Here is a 16368-nt window from a genome sequence, read left to right as displayed (position 1 = left end):
CACCTCACACCTCAGGAGAGTCATGACGACACGTCTGTTCACCTCGGAGTCCGTGACCGAGGGACACCCCGACAAGATCGCCGACCAGATCAGCGACGCGATCCTGGACGCGCTCCTCGCCCAGGACCCGGGCTCCCGCGTCGCGGTGGAGGCCCTGATCACGACCGGACAGGTCCACATCGCGGGCGAGGTGACGACGTCGGCGTACGCGGACGTGCCGGGCATCGTGCGCCAGGCCATCCTCGACATCGGCTACGACTCCTCCGCCAAGGGCTTCGACGGCACCTCCTGCGGGGTCTCCGTCTCCATCGGCGCGCAGTCCCCGGACATCGCGCAGGGCGTCGACACGGCGTACGAGAAGCGCGTCGACGGCTCCGGCGACGACACGCTCGACCAGCAGGGCGCCGGCGACCAGGGGCTCATGTTCGGCTACGCGTGCGACGAGACGCCGAGCCTGATGCCGCTGCCGATCGATCTCGCGCACCGGCTCTCGCGGCGCCTCACCGAGGTACGCAAGAACGGCACCGTCCCCTATCTGCGCCCCGACGGCAAGACTCAGGTGACGATCGGTTACCTGGGCAGCCGCCCGGTCCGCCTGGACACCGTCGTCGTCTCCAGCCAGCACGCCGCGGACATCGACTTGGACGGCCTGCTGGCCCCCGACATCCGCGAGCACGTCGTCGAGCACGTCCTGAACGAACTCGCCGACGAGGGCATCAAGCTGGAGACCGACGACTACCGGCTCCTGGTCAACCCGACCGGCCGCTTCGAGATCGGCGGCCCGATGGGCGACGCCGGCCTCACCGGCCGCAAGATCATTATCGACACGTACGGGGGCTACGCCCGGCACGGCGGCGGCGCCTTCTCCGGCAAGGACCCGTCGAAGGTCGACCGCTCGGCGGCGTACGCGACCCGCTGGGTCGCCAAGAACGTCGTCGCCGCCGGCCTCGCCACCCGCTGCGAGGTCCAGGTCGCGTACGCGATCGGCAAGGCGGAGCCGGTCGGTCTCTTCGTGGAGACCTTCGGCACCGCGAAGGTCGCACAGGCCCGGATCGAGAGCGCCATCCGCGAGGTCTTCGACCTGCGCCCGGCCGCCGTCATCCGCGACCTGGACCTGCTGCGCCCCATCTACCGGCAGACCGCCGCCTACGGGCACTTCGGCCGCGAGCTGCCCGACTTCACCTGGGAGCGCACCGACCGCGTCGAGCAGCTCAAGGCCGCCGCCGGTCTCTGACCGCGTCCACCGGCCCAGTTGACAGGGACAGGAGTTCGAATGCGTATCGCGGTGACAGGCTCCATAGCCACCGATCACCTGATGGTCTTCCCGGGCCGGTTCGCGGACCAGCTCATCGCCGACCAGCTCGCCCATGTGTCGCTTTCGTTCCTCGTGGACGACCTGGAGGTGCGGCGCGGCGGAGTGGCGGCCAACATCGCCTTCGGGCTCGGCTCGCTCGGACTTGATCCGCTGCTGGTCGGCGCCGTCGGCAGCGACTTCGCCACGTACGAGGTGTGGCTCAAGGAGCACGGCGTCGACACCGGTGCGGTGCGGGTGAGCGACGAGCGGCAGACCGCCCGTTTCTCGTGCATCACCGACCGGGACGACAACCAGATCGCGGCGTTCTACGCGGGCGCCATGGCGGAGGCCCGGGAGATCGACCTGACGGCTGAGACGGCCCGGGCCGGCGGCGTCGGCTTCGTCCTCGTCGCCCCCGACGACCCGGCCGCCATGCTCCGGCACACCGCGGCCTGCCGGACCCTCGGCGTCCCCTTCGCCGCCGACCCCTCCCAGCAGCTCGCCCGCCTCACCGGTGACGAGGTGCGCGAACTGGTCGACGGCGCCCGGTGGCTGTTCACCAACGAGTACGAGGCGGCGCTCCTGCTGGAACGCGCCTCTTGGGACCGCGACGACGTGCTGGACCGCGTCGGCAGCTGGGTCACCACGCTCGGCGCGGGCGGCGTCCGCATCGAGAGCGCCGGTGCCCCCGCCCTGACCGTGCCGGCCGTCGCGGGCGTCGAGACCGCCGACCCGACCGGGGTGGGCGACGCGTTCCGCGCGGGCTTCCTCGCCGCCACGGTCCGGGGCACCGGACCTGAGCAGGCGGCGCGCCTCGGCTGCGCGGTCGCCTCGCTGGCGCTCGCCGCCGTGGGGTCCCAGGCGTACGAGCCGGAGGCCGGGCGGCTGCTGGACATCCTGCGGCGGCAGTACGGCTCCGAGGCGGCGGCCGCGCTCGCCCCCGTCCTGGGCGGTGCGTCATGACCGCGGGGGAGCGGGTCGCCGCGCTCCGGGACGCGCTCGCCACCCGGGTGGTGGTGGCCGACGGTGCGATGGGCACCATGCTCCAGGCCCAGGACCCGACCCTTGAGGACTTCCAGCGGCTGGAAGGGTGCAACGAGGTCCTGAACGTGACCCGGCCCGACATCGTGCGCTCGGTCCACGACGCGTACTTCGCGGTGGGCGTGGACTGCGTCGAGACGAACACCTTCGGGGCCAACACGGCGGCGCTCGGCGAGTACGACATTCCCGAGCGGGTCCACGAGCTGTCCGAGTCCGGTGCGCGCATCGCCCGCGAGGCCGCCGATGCCTTCACCGCGTCCACCGGCGAACAGCGCTGGGTCCTCGGCTCCATGGGCCCCGGCACCAAGCTGCCCTCGCTCGGTCACATCCGGTACGCCACGATCCGGGACGGCTTCCAGGCGAACGCCGAGGGGCTGATCGCGGGTGGCGCCGACGCGCTGATCGTGGAGACGACCCAGGACCTCCTCCAGACCAGGGCCGGACTGGTCGGCGCGCGCCGCGCGATGGACGCGACGGGGGTCCGGGTCCCGCTGATCTGCTCGCTCGCCTTCGAGACGACCGGGACGATGCTCCTCGGCTCGGACATCGGCGCGGCGCTCACGGTCCTGGAGCCGCTGGGCATCGACCTCATCGGCCTGAACTGTTCGACCGGTCCGGCCGAGATGACCGAGCACCTGCGCCACCTGGCCCGCCACTCGGCGACCCCGCTGATGTGCATGCCCAACGCCGGCCTGCCGGTGCTGGGCGCGGACGGCGCCCACTTCCCGCTCGGGCCCGACGGCCTGGCGGACGCGCAGCAGGCGTTCGTACGGGACTACGCCCTGTCGCTGGTGGGCGGCTGCTGCGGGACGACGCCGGACCACCTGCGGGCGGTGGTGGAGCGGGTACGCGGCACGGTCCCGGGCACCCGCGACCCACGCCCGGAGCCGGGCGCCGCGTCGCTCTACCAGACCATCCCGTTCCGTCAGGACACGGCGTATCTGGCGATCGGTGAGCGTACGAACGCCAACGGGTCGAAGAAGTTCCGCGAGGCCATGCTCGAAGGCCGCTGGGACGACTGCGTGGAGATGGCCCGGGAACAGGTTCGCGAAGGCGCGCACATGCTCGACCTGTGCGTCGACTACGTGGGCCGCGACGGGGTTGCCGACATGGACGAGCTCGCGGGACGCCTCGGGACCGCGTCGACACTGCCGATCGTGCTGGACTCCACCGAGGTGGACGTGCTGCGCACCGGCCTGGAACGGCTGGGCGGACGGGCCGTCGTCAACTCCGTCAACTATGAGGACGGGGATGGGCCCGAGTCGCGCTTCGTCAAGGTCACCGAGCTGGCTGCGGAGCACGGTGCCGCGCTGATCGCGCTGACGATCGATGAGGAGGGTCAGGCCCGCACCGTCGAGCACAAGGTGGCCATTGCCGAGCGGCTGATCGCGGATCTGACGGGCAACTGGGGCATCCAGGAGTCGGACATCCTCATCGACACGCTGACGTTCACCATCTGCACCGGTCAGGAGGAGTCCCGCAAGGACGGCATCGCCACCATCGAGGCGATCCGTGAGCTGAAGAAGCGCCACCCGGATGTGCAGACGACCCTGGGCCTCTCCAACATCTCCTTCGGTCTGAACCCGGCCGCCCGTGTCGTGCTGAACTCGGTCTTTCTGGACGAGTGCGTGAAGGCGGGTCTGGACTCGGCGATCGTGCACGCGTCGAAGATCCTGCCGATCGCCCGTCTGGAGGAGGAGCAGGTCAAGGTCGCGCTCGATCTGGTCTACGACCGGCGTGCCGAGGGTTACGACCCCCTCCAGCGGCTCATGGAGCTGTTCGAGGGCGTCAACATGAAGTCGCTCAAGGAGGGCAAGGCCGAGGAGCTGGCCGCCCTGCCGCTGGACGAGCGCCTCAAGCGCCGCATCATCGACGGCGAGAAGAACGGCCTGGAGGACGACCTCGCCGAGGCGCTGACCACCCGTAAGGCTCTGGACATCGTCAACGACACGCTGCTGGACGGCATGAAGGTCGTGGGCGAGCTGTTCGGCTCCGGGCAGATGCAGCTGCCGTTCGTCCTCCAGTCCGCCGAGGTCATGAAGGCCGCGGTGGCGTATCTGGAACCGCACATGGAGCGGGCCGAGGGCGAGGAGGGCAAGGGCACGATCGTGCTGGCCACGGTCCGCGGTGATGTCCACGACATCGGCAAGAACCTGGTCGACATCATCCTCTCCAACAACGGCTACAACGTGGTCAACCTGGGCATCAAGCAGCCCGTCTCCGCGATCCTGGAGGCCGCCGAGGAACACAAGGCGGACGTCATCGGGATGTCGGGGCTTCTCGTCAAGTCCACGGTGATCATGAAGGAGAACCTGGAGGAGCTGAACCAGCGCAAGCTGGCCGCCGACTACCCGGTGATCCTCGGCGGCGCCGCCCTGACCCGCGCCTACGTCGAACAGGATCTGCACGAGCTGTACGAGGGTGAGGTGCGCTACGCGCGCGACGCCTTCGAGGGCCTGCGCCTCATGGACGCGCTGATCGCCGTCAAGCGCGGTGTGCCCGGCGCCACCCTGCCTCCGCTCAAGCAGCGCCGCGTACCGCTGAGGGAGCCGAAGCTTGAGGAGCCGGCGGACGTCGGCCGGTCGGACGTCTCCGTCACCAACCCGGTCCCCACCCCGCCGTTCTGGGGCAGCCGGGTCGTCAAGGGCATCCCGCACAAGGAGTACACCTCCTGGCTGGACGAGGCCGCCCTGTTCAAGGGCCAGTGGGGGCTGAAGGGCGACACGATCGAGGCGGAGGGCCGGCCGAGGCTGCGGATGTGGCTGGACCGGCTGCGTACGGAGAACCTGCTCGAAGCGGCCGTCGTGCACGGCTACTTCCCGTGCGTGTCCAAGGGCGACGACCTGATCGTCCTGGACGAGCACGGGCACGAACGGACCCGGTTCACCTTCCCGCGCCAGTCGCGCGGCCGGCATCTGTGCCTGGCGGACTTCTTCCGGCCGGAGGAGTCCGGTGAGCCGGACGTCGTCGGGTTCCAGATCGTGACCGTCGGCTCGAAGATCGGCGAGGCCACCGCGGAGCTCTTCGCCTCCGGCTCGTACCGCGACTACCTCGAACTCCACGGTCTCTCCGTGCAGCTGGCGGAGGCCCTGGCCGAGTACTGGCACGCACGCGTCCGCGCCGGACTCGGGATCGCCGACCGCGAACCCGAGGGCCTGGACGGCATGCTGCGCACCGAGTACCAGGGCTGCCGCTACTCGCTGGGCTATCCGGCCTGCCCCGACCTGGAGGACCGCGCCAAGATCGCGGACCTGCTGCGGCCGGAGCGGATCGGGGTGCACCTGTCCGAGGAGTTCCAGCTCCACCCGGAGCAGTCCACCGACGCCATCGTCGTTCACCACCCCGAGGCGTCGTACTTCAACGCGGGACGGGCCGGGGGTGGCCGGTGATGGACCTGGTGATGGACCGTCCGACGTTCTCCTTCGAGTTCTTCCCGCCCCGCACCGCCCAGGGCGAACGGACCCTGTGGCAGGCCATCCGCCGCCTGGAGCCGCTGGGCCCCGACTTCGTGTCCGTCACCTACGGCGCGGGCGGGTCGTCCAGGGACCGCACCATCGACGTCACCAAGCGCCTGGTGACCGAGACGACCCTGAGGCCCGTCGCCCACCTGACCGCAGTCGGGCATTCGGTGGCCGAGCTGCGGCACATCATCGGCCAGTACGCGGACGCCGGGGTGCGGGACGTACTGGTCCTGCGGGGCGACCCGCCCGGCGACCCCAAGGGGGAGTGGACCGCGCATCCGGACGGCTTCCACCACGCCTACCAGCTGGTCGAACTCGTCCGCTCGCTGGGGGACTTCACCATCGGGGTCGCCGCCTTCCCCGAGCGGCACCCGCGCTCGCCGGACTGGGACAGCGACATCCGGCACTTCGTCGCCAAGTGCCGCGCCGGTGCCGACTACGCCATCACGCAGATGTTCTTCGACGTGGAGGACTACCTGCGGCTGCGGGACCGGGTCGCGGCGGCGGGCTGTACCACCCCGATCATCCCGGAGATCATGCCGGCCACCGACGTCCGGCAGATCCGCCGCTTCGCGGAACTCTCCGACGCCGCGTTCCCCGAGGACCTGGCGCACCGCCTGGAAGCCGCGCAGCACCGGCCCGACATCGCGTACGAGATCGGCGTGGCCCACGCGACGCTGATGGCCGACCGGCTGCTCGCCGAAGGCGCCCCCGGGCTGCACTACATCACGCTGAACAAATCGACGGCGACCCTCGACATCCACCGCAACGTCATGAGCACTAGGAGCCTCCATGCCAGTTGAGACCTTCGATTACAAGGTCGCCGATCTTTCTCTTGCCGCTTTCGGGCGGAAGGAGATCACTTTGGCCGAGCACGAGATGCCCGGTCTGATGTCGATTCGTAGGGAGTACGCCGCCGCGCAGCCGCTGGCGGGTGCCCGGATCACCGGCTCGTTGCACATGACTGTGCAGACGGCGGTGCTGATCGAGACGCTGGTCGCTCTTGGCGCCGAGGTGCGTTGGGCGTCCTGCAACATCTTCTCGACCCAGGATCACGCGGCGGCTGCTATTGCGGTCGGTCCGAATGGCACTCCCGAGGCGCCGGCGGGTGTGCCGGTGTTTGCTTGGAAGGGTGAGTCGCTGGAGGAGTACTGGTGGTGCACGGAGCAGGCGTTGACCTGGCCGAACACGCCGACCGGTGGTCCGAACATGATCCTGGACGACGGTGGTGACGCCACGCTCCTGGTGCACAAGGGGGTCGAGTTCGAGAAGGCGGGTGCGGCTCCGGACCCGGCGACGGCGGACAGTGAGGAGTTCGCGCAGATCCTGACGCTGTTGAACCGCACGCTGGGTGAGTCCCCGCAGAAGTGGACGCAGCTGGCCTCGGAGATCCGTGGTGTGACGGAGGAGACCACGACGGGTGTGCACCGCCTGTACGAGATGCACCGCGAGGGCACCCTCCTGTTTCCCGCGATCAATGTGAACGACGCGGTGACGAAGTCGAAGTTCGACAACAAGTACGGCTGCCGCCACTCGCTGATCGACGGCATCAACCGTGCCACGGACGTCCTGATCGGCGGGAAGACCGCCGTGGTGTGCGGTTACGGCGATGTGGGCAAGGGCTGCGCGGAGTCGCTGCGCGGCCAGGGTGCCCGGGTGATCATCACCGAGATCGACCCGATCTGCGCGTTGCAGGCGGCGATGGACGGCTACCAGGTCGCGACCCTCGATGACGTGGTGGAGCAGGCGGACATCTTCGTCACGACGACGGGCAACAAGGACATCATCATGGCTTCGGACATGGCCAGGATGAAGCATCAGGCGATTGTCGGGAACATCGGTCACTTCGACAACGAGATCGACATGGCCGGTCTGGCGGGCATTGAGGGCATTGTCAAGGACGAGGTGAAGCCGCAGGTGCACACCTGGACGTTCCCCGACGGCAAGGTCCTCATCGTCCTGTCCGAGGGCCGCCTGTTGAACCTGGGCAACGCGACCGGCCACCCGTCCTTCGTCATGTCCAACTCGTTCGCGGACCAGACGCTGGCGCAGATCGAGCTGTTCACGAAGCCCGAGGAGTACCCGACCGACGTCTACGTGCTGCCCAAGCACCTGGACGAGAAGGTCGCCCGCCTCCACCTCGACGCCCTCGGCGTCAAGCTCACGACCCTCCGCCCCGAGCAGGCCGCGTACATCGGAGTCGAGGTCGACGGCCCGTACAAGCCCGACCACTACCGCTACTGACCCCCGCAGTCGTACGAGGTGATCGCCCAGAGACCCCCTGGAGAACCGCTAGAGCCGAGGCCCGGTGACGTGGCTCGTGCGGCGAGGGGCTGCCTACGCTGCGGATGAAGGCCGTACCCGACGGTCCTTCCGCAGCCATCCCCCCTCACCGGAGAGCGCCGCCACCGCCGCCACCGTGCGGACCCCACTTCCCTCCGCACGCGCCCACTCCCTCATACGAGAACGACGCGCGTCACGAGAACGACGCGCACCACACCACCACGCAGGCCACGACAGACGGGACGAACATGACGAACACGACCCTTGTGATCGGCGGCACGGGCAAAACCGGGCGGCGGGTCGCCGATCGGCTGTCCGCCAAAGGGCTCCCCGTACGCATCGGATCGCGCTCCGGCACGCCCCCCTTCGTCTGGGAGGACCCCGCGACCTGGGACGCCGCCCTCGACGGGGTGAGCGCCGTCTACATCACCTACTACCCCGACCTCGCCTTCCCGGGAGCCGCCGAGACCGTCGGCGCGTTCGCGAAGGCCGCCGTCGCCAAGGGAGCGCGCCGCCTGGTGCTGCTGTCCGGGCGCGGAGAGGAGGGCGCGGTCGTCAGCGAGGACAAGGTGAAGGAGTCCGGCGCGGACTGGACCGTCGTCCGCGCCAGCTGGTTCAACCAGAACTTCAGCGAGAGCTTCTTCCACGACCTGGTCATGGCCGGCGAGATCGTCCTGCCGACCGGGGACGCGGTGGAGCCCTTCGTGGACGCCGACGACATCGCGGACGTGGCCGTCGCCGCGCTCACCGACGACAAGCACATCGGCAAGACGTACGAGCTGTCCGGCCCGCGCCTGCTCAGCTTCGGCGACATCGCCCAGGAGCTGGGCAAGGCGACCGGCCGCACCATCACGTACATCCCCGTGAGCGTGGACGAGTACCGCCAGGCCCTTGCGGAGAACGGGCTCCCCGTCGAGTTCGCCGACCTGTTCGGGCTGATCCTCGACGGCCGTAACGCCCACCTCGTGCACGGCGTCGAGGAGGCCACCGGCCGCAAGCCGAAGGACTTCGCCGACTTCGCCCGGGACGCCGCCGCCGGCGGCGTCTGGAACGCCTGACCGACACGGGACCCGTGGGACGGGCGGCCGCCGTGTGCGGCCGCCCGTCCCTGTCCCCGTACCCCCTCGCGTGAGGAGGCCGCACCCATGACCGCTACCGAACCGATGACGAGCGAACACCTTCCGTCGCTGCCAGGGCACTTGCACGGATTCGCCCTGATGCACCTCGCGATGCGCCGCGACGCCGCCCGCCTCGTGGCCGTCGCACGCTTCGGGCCCGGCGCCCGCACCGGCGGGACGGTCACCTGGTGGCACAGCCTGCGCGAGGTGATCGACTGGCACCACCACAGCGAGGACGCCGTCCTCTGGCCCGAACTCCGGCGCGCCGTCCCCGGCTTCGCCCAGGCGGCCGACGCCATCGACGGCGACCACCAACGCCTCGACGCGGCGATGGACGCCGTCGGCGCCGCGCTCCGCCCGGGCGCCGGCCACGGGGCGCTGCGCCCCGCGGCCGACGCCTTCGCCGCCGTCCTGCGCGACCACCTCGCCGCCGAGGAGCGCATCGCCTTCCCCGCCTTCGCCGCGCTCGGCGCCGCGCGGTACGCGTCCGTGGAACGGCGGTTGCTGCGGACCGCGCCGCCCGGCGTGCTCTCCCGCCTCCAGCCCTGGATGTTCGACGGGGCGGACCCGGCCTCCGTGGCCCACGTCACCGTCACCATTCCGCCACCGGTACGGCTGCTCGGCCGGACGGTGCTGCGCCGCCGCTACGAACGCCTGCTCGCCCCCGTACTGCGCACCGCATCGCGCCCCGAGGAGAAGCCATGACCGCGCCGACCACCTCCCTCCCGGCCGGGCAGGGCGGACGCACCGAAGCCTCCCTGTACGCGGCCACCATCGCCATGGGGCTGAGCGCGGGGCTGTACTTCGCGTTCGACGTCTCCGTCATGCCCGGGCTCGACCGCACCGACGACGCGGCCTTCGCGAGCGCCATGGGCCACATCAACGACGCCATCGAGAACGGCTTCTTCGGCCTCGTCTTCTTCGGCGCGTTCCTCGCCACCGGAATCTCCGGCATCTCCCTCCGCCGCCTGGGCCACACCCGCGCCGCCCGCTGGACCTGGGCCGCCCTCGCCCTCTACTCGGCGGCCGTCGCCGTCACGATGAAGGTCAACATCCCCCTCAACCGCCGGCTCGCCCGCCTGACCGCGGAGGCGTCGGGCCCCGAGCTCACCGCGATCCGCGACCGTTTCCGAGGCGCCTGGACCCCGGCCAACGCCGCCCGCACCCTGGCCTGCACGGCGGCCCTCGCGTGCCTGGGGCGGGCGCTCACGCTGCGGGCGCGGGCCTGAGCCACCGTTTTCGGCCCGCCTGCGCACACAGAAGGGCGGCCGGCCCCCGCCCGGGACCGGCCGCCCTTCCGTACGCACGCGTCGCGGAGCTATCCGTGATCGCGCGTCAGCTCACTGACCGCGCCCACCACCGTCTGCGGTGCCTCCAGGGGCAGCATGTGCCCCGCGTCCGGAACCTCCTCGAAGCGGGCCCGGGGCAGGGCCTCCGCGACGACGCGGCCGAGATTCGGGGCGATCACCTTGTCGGCGGTGCCCGCGAGGACCACCGCCGGGACGGTCACCGATACCAGGGCCTCGCGCAGGTCCATGCCCCGGGAGGAACGGAACGCCTCCGCGCGCATCGCGGGGCCGGCCGCGGCGAACATCTGGCGGTTCACCTCGCTCAGCCGCCGGTCCGGCTTCGGGCCGAGCATGTTCTGGCCGAGGAGCCTGCGGCCCAGGGCCGGCCGGGAGACGGCCCGCTGAAAGAGCGCGCTGCCCATCATGCGGACCTCGCTGTCCGGGGTCTCCTGGTCGTGCGCCGCCGTGGCCAGCAGCACCAGGCCGCTGAGCGCGCCGGCGTTTCGGTCCTCCGACGCGGCGTACGACAGGGCGGCGAACCCGCCCCCGGAGTGCCCGACGACGACGGCGTCCGGCGCCTCCACATGGGCGAGGACCGCGGCCAGGTCCGCCCCGAGCCGGGTGATCCCGAAGGGCTCGGCGCCCTGCGAGGAGGCGCCGTGGCCCCGGAGGTCGTAGGAGACGACGCGGTGCCCGAGGCGGATCAGCCGGTCGGCCACCGTGCTCCACACCCGGCGCGACGCGCCCCAGCCGTGGACCAGCACCACGGTCATGCCGGTCGGGGGCGTGAGCGGCGGCAGGACGGACACCGCCAGGCGGGCCCCGTCGTCGGTGCGCACCTGCGTCTCGGTCGCCGGTGCGGCGGCCACCGTCGTCATCGGGTACTGCCCTCCAACTTCCGGATCTCCGCCGCCGCACCGGACCGTACAGCCGGAGCGCTCTCCGCCGCGAGAATCCGCCCGAGCCGGACGAACGCCTCGCTGGTGGCGGTGGAGTGCTCCGCGCCGATGTCGGCGACCTTCGCGAGGACCTTCAGGAAGCCGTTCGGCCGGCCCACGAAGTGCATGCCGACCTTGGTACGGCCCCCGTCGAGCGGTTCGACGTAGAAGTCGCTGGTGCCCCGGAACACCCCGGACACATAGTCGACCGACAGCAGCCGCCGGGGCTCGACGGCCCGGGTGCGCGCGGTGAACCGCAGCTTCGGGCCGCCCTTGTCGACGCCCTTGGTGTGCACCGTGACCGCGACCTCGCCGCCCACCTCGTCCGGCGAACCGGACACGGTGGCGAAGGTGTTGGCCGGCACCCACCAGCGGCCGGCGCCGCGGAACTCGGCGATCAGCGCCTCCCACACCGCCTCCGGCGGAGCGTCCACGATCGCCTCGTCGATCAAGTCGTAAACTGTCATGCCGATTTCTCCTGTCGGGGTGTTCCGGGTGGCGGTCTGGGTCTCGCCGGCCGGGGCCCGGGCGTCCCGGATCAGCCGAAGAAGCCCTGACCGGGGGTGAGGATGCCCGCGGGGTCGTAGTAGCGCTTCGCCGCGACGAGGAGCCTCCAGCGCCGGCCGAAGTGGGCCCGCCAGTCCGCCGGGGTCATGTCCGGGATCGCGCCCACCAGATACCGCTTGGCGCCCAGCGCGACCGCCTTGTCGTACAGGCGGCGGTTCTGGTCCAGCATCCGGTCGATGTCCGCACCCGGGGCGGGGAAGCGGAGCACGTCGCACAGATACGCGGTCGGCTCGGAAGGCTGCACCGCCAGCGGGCGGGTCACCTTCGACGTCGGGTACGGGTAGTAGAGCAGGAAGCCCGCGCCCAGGTCGTCGCCGTTCAGCTCGGCCGTCAGCAGGTCCGCGAACGCCTTCGCCTTCGAGGCCGGGACGAACAGGCTCAGCCACGGCTTGGGCTGGCCCCAGAAGTCGTTTTCCTTGAGCCACGCCTCGTCGCCGTCGGTACGGAAAACGGCCTCGCGGAAGGGCAGGTCCTCGATCGTCGCGGACGCCCGCTCGTCGTGCAGACCGGTGAGCAGCGCGGTGCGGTCGGGCGCGGTGCCGCCCCGCCAGTACGCCTGGCCCTCCAGCTTGTACCACCAGCCGGAGTCGTCCGGGGTGCGGGCGATCTCGCCGACCTGGCCCTCGAACCGCTTCTCGGCCATGAGCTTCTCGGAGTCGGCGAGGAACGCGGACACGTCGTTGTAGTAGAGGGTGAAGACGGTCATCTTCGGCGGTGCCGGGATCAGGGCGACCTCGGCGCGCACGATGATGCCGACCTGGCCGCCGCTGCCGAGCGCCGTGTTGAACAGAGCGGCGTGGCAGTGCGGGCTGGCCGTGATCAGGTCGCCGTTGCCGGTGACGATGTCCAGCGACTTCACGGTGTCGATCTGGAGCCCGTAACGCGCCACGGTGGAGCCGATGCCGCCGACGCTGAGCGTGCCGCCTATCGACAGGTGCAGATAGTCGGTGAGCGCCGGCGGGGTCAGGCCCCGGGCGAGGGCGGCGTCGGTGAGCTGCGCCCAGGTGACACCGGCCTCCACCACGGCGGACGAGGAGCCGATGCGGACGATCTTCGTCAGACCGCGCGCGTCGATCGCGATGCCGCCCTGCGGGACCTGCGCCTGCCCGTAGCAGGAGTGCGACTCCTCGTCGCCGTTCTGCCCGCCGCGGCCGTTCATCGCGATCTTCAGCCGGTGGGCCCGGGCGTAGTCGACCATCTTGACGATGTCCCGCACCGAGCCGGGACGCAGCACCGCCCAGCACGCGCCGGTCACCATGTGGCCGAAGTCGTGGTTGAACGTGGAGGTGACACCCGCCGAGGTCTCCAGCGTGCCGTCGAGTGCCGGCAGGCTCGCCGCCGTATGGGCGAAGGAGTCCGACTCACGTGCCCACGCCTGGTGCGAAGTGCTCCAGCCGACGACCGTGGCGGCCGCCAAGCCCCCGAGGATGCTGCGCCGCGTGATGGGGGTGCTGCTGGTTCTCATTCGGTCTGTCTCCCGTCCATTACGTGTGGTTCAGGGCCGGCAGGCCGGCGCCCGCGAGGGTGGCGAGCTGGTACTCGGAGGGCGTGAAGTGCTTGGTCTGGCGGCGGAAGCGCCAGGTGTACGTCGGCCAGATCGACGGGTTGCGCCCGTGTGCGTCGAGGTACCAGCTCTTGCAGTTGCCTGCGTTCCACACGGTGCCATCAAGGCGGGCCTGCAACCGCTCGTTCCAGTCGTCCTGGACCGTCTTTCGAACCTCCACCGAGGCCAGGCCCTTCTGGTTCATGACCTTCAGCGCGTCCAGCACATAGCCGATCTGCGCCTCGATCATCACGACCTGCGAGGAGTGCCCCAGGGTGGTGTTCGGGCCGAGCAGCAGGAACAGGTTCGGGAAGCCGGCGACGGTGGTGCCGCGGTGCGCGGCCATCCCGTCCTCCTGCCACACCTCGCGCAGCGACCTGCCCCCGCGGCCGGTGATCCGCCCGGCGACCGGGCGGTCCGTGGCCTTGAAGCCGGTGCCCAGGATGATCGTGTCGATCTCCCGCTCGGCCCCGTCGGCGGTGACGATCGAGTGGGCGGTGACCTTCGCGATGCCGTCGGTGACCAGGTCCACGTTGGGCTGCTGGATCGCCGGGTACCAGGTGTTGGAGAACAGCAGGCGCTTGCACGCCATCACATAGTCCGGGGTGAGCTTCGCGCGCAGCTTCTCGTCGGTGACCGACTTCTTCAGATGGTCGCTGGCCATCTTCTGCATCTTCCCGGCGACCTTGGGCCGCTTCATCACGAAGGCCAGGATCTCCCGGCCCCACATGTTGAAGTTCCGCCGGAAGTTCTGGTAGCCGGGGACCCCGCGCAGCAGCCTGGACTGGAGCGGGCTCGTCGCCTTGTCGTTCTTCGGGCCGATCCACGGCGGGGTCCGCTGGTAGAGGTCGAGCCGCCCTATCTCGGGCTGGATCTTCGGCACGAACTGGATGGCGGAGGCGCCGGTGCCGATCACGGCGACGTTGCGTCCGCTCAGGTCGTGGTCGTGCCGCCAGCGGGAGGAGTGGAAGACGGTGCCCGTGAAGTCGGAGAGGCCCGGGATGTCGGGGACCGCCGCCTCGCTGAGGTAGCCGGTGCCGCTCACCAGGACCTGCGCGGTGTAGTCGCCCTGCGAGGTCTCGATGTGCCAGCGCCGGGTCGTCTCGTCCCAGCGGGCCCCGAGCAGTTCGTGGCCGAAGCGGATGTGCGGACGCACCCCGAACCGGTCGGCGGTGTCCCGCAGATACGCGTACAGCTCGTCGCGCTTGCCGAACGTGGACTTCCACTCCGGGTTCTGCGCGAACGAGAACGAGTACAGGTGCGACATCACGTCGCAGGCAGCACCCGGGTAGGAGTTGTCCCGCCAGGTGCCGCCCACTTCGTCGGCGCGTTCGAAGACGAGGAAGTCGTCCACGCCCTTCTGCAACAGCCGGATCGCCATGCCGAGGCCGGAGAACCCGCTGCCGACGACGGCGACGCGCAGATGCCGCTGCGGTCCGCCGCCGGCCGGGCGGCTGTCCTCGTCGCTGCGCGGCGGCTCTAGAGTGCTCGTCACGTCAGCCTCCTAGCGGCGCGCGATGGTGACGCGGAAGTTGTTGAAGAACTTGTCCTCAAGCGTGTACGCGAAGATGTCGAGGTAGCGCTCGAAGCGGGCCACGACCTCCTCGCCCTCCATGGCGACGGCCTCGTCCCGGCGCTCGGCGAGCAGCTTCAGCCAGGCGCGGCAGGCCACCGCGAACGACTCGCGCTCGTTGACGACCTCGACCACGTCGAACAGGCCCTCGGCGGCCTGTGTCAGCTCGTGCAGGTGCGGGATGTGGCAGTTCTCGAACTCCGAGCGCTGAAGGAACTTCAGGTCGTCCAGCAGCTGCCGGTTCATGGGCAGCGCCTCGGCCGTCATGGTGTGCAGCACGAAGCGGGCGCCCGGCTTCAGAGTGGCGCCGACCTTCTGGAAGAACACCCGGTACTTCTTGGTGCGCTCGCGCGGCGGCAGCGTCGAGGAGACGAAGTGCTCCAGGGCGTTGATGCAGAACGCCGCGTCGTACGGGTCGTCGGTGGTGTGGTCCTCCCAGGACTCCACCCGCGTGGTGATCCGCGGGTTGTCCAGGCCGGCGATGAACTGCTCCTGAGTGCGGCTGAGCGTCAGCCCGACCGCCTGCTCGACGCCGTGCACCGTGGTGACGCGGTTGAGCATGGTGCCCCACCCGCAGCCCACGTCCAGGACGCGGCGGGCGTTCGCCGCCCCGGCCAGCTCGACGAACTTGTCCAGCTTGCGCTCCTGGGCCTCGTCGAGGGCCTCGGTGAGTCCCTCGCCCTCCTCCCAGTAACCGCCGGAGTACATCATCGTCGGGCCCAGCAGGAGGCGGTAGAAGTCGTTGCTTACCTCGTAGTGGTGCCTGATCGCGTCGACTTCGGGGACCGACTGGTTTGCGACCATGGTCATCTTCGTCCTCAACTCCCGTCCGGCTCATACTCATGGCGTGGTGCCTGCGATGTCATCGCGAGACGAAGAAAACCCCCGCGTCGCAAGAGAGATGCAACACGACGGGGGCGCCGGCTGTTGCGCGCCGGTTGCGTGCGTACGGGTTCCATGCGTCTCGAAAAGGCCAAGCCCTGCGGAGGAAGGACCTCACTCATGTCTCTGCCCACCATCGAAGAACTGGCGAGCCAGCTGGAGGCCGTGTCCGGCGCCCAGAAGGTCGACCCGGACCACCCGCTCCAGCACATTCCGGACGTGGACTCGCTGGACCTCATGGAGTGGCTGTACGGGTTCCAGAACACCTACCCGGACATCCCGGCCGACGAGTCGCTCTTCGCCGACCTGGACGACACCACGACGCTGCGCCACGTGTACGACCGCATCCTGGCGCTCGTGCCGGCGCAGGTCTGAGCGG

At 70.3% G+C, this 16368-nt stretch carries 14 protein-coding genes; 9 read left to right on the top strand and 5 right to left on the bottom strand.

Translation table 11 applies throughout. The annotated features are described in order from the left end of the window. Nucleotides 1–22 precede the first annotated feature (22 nt). The 8 genes from metK (at nt 23) to DNK56_RS33645 (ending at nt 10426) form a co-directional block, all read left to right on the top strand. Complete coding sequence (metK, locus tag DNK56_RS33680) at nt 23–1234, top strand: methionine adenosyltransferase (protein WP_111339857.1); 1212 nt, start codon at nt 23–25, stop codon at nt 1232–1234. Nucleotides 1235–1273: 39 nt separating this feature from the next. Further along, nucleotides 1274–2257 (top strand): carbohydrate kinase family protein, encoded by a 984-nt coding sequence (locus DNK56_RS33675; RefSeq protein ID WP_111339856.1) that lies wholly within the window; start codon nt 1274–1276, stop codon nt 2255–2257. Then, entirely contained in the window at nt 2254–5724 is a 3471-nt protein-coding gene (metH, locus tag DNK56_RS33670; RefSeq protein ID WP_111339855.1) for a methionine synthase, read from the top strand. Before DNK56_RS33675 ends, metH begins: the two co-directional genes overlap by 4 nt. Before the next feature lie 11 nt (nt 5725–5735). Beyond that, complete coding sequence (gene metF / locus DNK56_RS33665; protein WP_241990224.1) at nt 5736–6599, top strand: methylenetetrahydrofolate reductase [NAD(P)H]; 864 nt, start codon at nt 5736–5738, stop codon at nt 6597–6599. Next, nucleotides 6589–8040, top strand: a complete 1452-nt coding sequence (ahcY, locus tag DNK56_RS33660) for an adenosylhomocysteinase (RefSeq protein ID WP_111339853.1) — start codon at nt 6589–6591, stop codon at nt 8038–8040. Before metF ends, ahcY begins: the two co-directional genes overlap by 11 nt. 287 nt (nt 8041–8327) lie before the next feature. Further along, nucleotides 8328–9137 (top strand): NmrA family NAD(P)-binding protein, encoded by an 810-nt coding sequence (locus tag DNK56_RS33655; RefSeq protein ID WP_199563950.1) that lies wholly within the window; start codon nt 8328–8330, stop codon nt 9135–9137. Between the two features lie 87 nt (nt 9138–9224). Continuing rightward, on the top strand, nt 9225–9902 hold the full coding sequence (locus DNK56_RS33650; protein ID WP_111339851.1) for a hemerythrin domain-containing protein: 678 nt from the start codon (nt 9225–9227) through the stop codon (nt 9900–9902). Continuing rightward, nucleotides 9899–10426, top strand: coding sequence for an anthrone oxygenase family protein (locus tag DNK56_RS33645; protein ID WP_111339850.1), 528 nt, complete (start codon nt 9899–9901; stop codon nt 10424–10426). Before DNK56_RS33650 ends, DNK56_RS33645 begins: the two co-directional genes overlap by 4 nt. A gap of 89 nt (nt 10427–10515) precedes the next feature. Here the strand turns inward: DNK56_RS33645 and DNK56_RS33640 are convergent, their stop codons facing one another. From DNK56_RS33640 to DNK56_RS33620, 5 genes are all read right to left on the bottom strand, one after another. Next, nucleotides 10516–11364 (bottom strand): alpha/beta fold hydrolase, encoded by an 849-nt coding sequence (locus DNK56_RS33640; protein WP_111339849.1) that lies wholly within the window; start codon nt 11362–11364, stop codon nt 10516–10518. Next, complete coding sequence (locus DNK56_RS33635; RefSeq protein WP_241990223.1) at nt 11361–11891, bottom strand: SRPBCC family protein; 531 nt, start codon at nt 11889–11891, stop codon at nt 11361–11363. The genes DNK56_RS33640 and DNK56_RS33635 overlap by 4 nt, the downstream gene beginning before the upstream one ends. Before the next feature lie 71 nt (nt 11892–11962). Continuing rightward, nucleotides 11963–13456, bottom strand: coding sequence for an FAD-binding protein (locus tag DNK56_RS33630; RefSeq protein ID WP_111339847.1), 1494 nt, complete (start codon nt 13454–13456; stop codon nt 11963–11965). 19 nt (nt 13457–13475) lie between these two features. After that, nucleotides 13476–15029 (bottom strand): flavin-containing monooxygenase, encoded by a 1554-nt coding sequence (locus DNK56_RS33625; RefSeq protein WP_111339846.1) that lies wholly within the window; start codon nt 15027–15029, stop codon nt 13476–13478. Between the two features lie 9 nt (nt 15030–15038). Continuing rightward, nucleotides 15039–15917, bottom strand: coding sequence for a class I SAM-dependent methyltransferase (locus tag DNK56_RS33620; protein WP_111339845.1), 879 nt, complete (start codon nt 15915–15917; stop codon nt 15039–15041). Nucleotides 15918–16109: 192 nt separating this feature from the next. Here DNK56_RS33620 and DNK56_RS33615 point away from each other — a divergent pair, with 192 nt between their 5' ends. Further along, nucleotides 16110–16364 carry a hypothetical protein gene (locus DNK56_RS33615; RefSeq protein ID WP_111339844.1) on the top strand — a complete coding sequence of 85 codons (255 nt, stop codon included), beginning with the start codon at nt 16110–16112 and terminating at the stop codon, nt 16362–16364. Nucleotides 16365–16368 lie beyond the last annotated feature (4 nt).

The sequence above is a fragment of the Streptomyces sp. AC1-42W genome (assembly GCF_003248355.1).
Taxonomy (GTDB): Bacteria; Actinomycetota; Actinomycetes; order Streptomycetales; family Streptomycetaceae; genus Streptomyces.
Note: the sequence above shows the minus strand (reverse complement) of the source record. Positions and strands in the feature narration are given on the sequence as shown.

Coding starts and splice junctions, on each gene's coding strand:
- metK (WP_111339857.1), top strand. CDS start 23: ATGACGACACGTCTGTTCACCTCGGAGTCCGTGACCGAGGGACACCCC.
- DNK56_RS33675 (WP_111339856.1), top strand. CDS start 1,274: ATGCGTATCGCGGTGACAGGCTCCATAGCCACCGATCACCTGATGGTC.
- metH (WP_111339855.1), top strand. CDS start 2,254: ATGACCGCGGGGGAGCGGGTCGCCGCGCTCCGGGACGCGCTCGCCACC.
- metF (WP_241990224.1), top strand. CDS start 5,736: ATGGACCGTCCGACGTTCTCCTTCGAGTTCTTCCCGCCCCGCACCGCC.
- ahcY (WP_111339853.1), top strand. CDS start 6,589: ATGCCAGTTGAGACCTTCGATTACAAGGTCGCCGATCTTTCTCTTGCC.
- DNK56_RS33655 (WP_199563950.1), top strand. CDS start 8,328: ATGACGAACACGACCCTTGTGATCGGCGGCACGGGCAAAACCGGGCGG.
- DNK56_RS33650 (WP_111339851.1), top strand. CDS start 9,225: ATGACCGCTACCGAACCGATGACGAGCGAACACCTTCCGTCGCTGCCA.
- DNK56_RS33645 (WP_111339850.1), top strand. CDS start 9,899: ATGACCGCGCCGACCACCTCCCTCCCGGCCGGGCAGGGCGGACGCACC.
- DNK56_RS33640 (WP_111339849.1), bottom strand. CDS start 11,364: ATGACGACGGTGGCCGCCGCACCGGCGACCGAGACGCAGGTGCGCACC.
- DNK56_RS33635 (WP_241990223.1), bottom strand. CDS start 11,891: ATGACAGTTTACGACTTGATCGACGAGGCGATCGTGGACGCTCCGCCG.
- DNK56_RS33630 (WP_111339847.1), bottom strand. CDS start 13,456: ATGAGAACCAGCAGCACCCCCATCACGCGGCGCAGCATCCTCGGGGGC.
- DNK56_RS33620 (WP_111339845.1), bottom strand. CDS start 15,917: ATGACCATGGTCGCAAACCAGTCGGTCCCCGAAGTCGACGCGATCAGG.
- DNK56_RS33615 (WP_111339844.1), top strand. CDS start 16,110: ATGTCTCTGCCCACCATCGAAGAACTGGCGAGCCAGCTGGAGGCCGTG.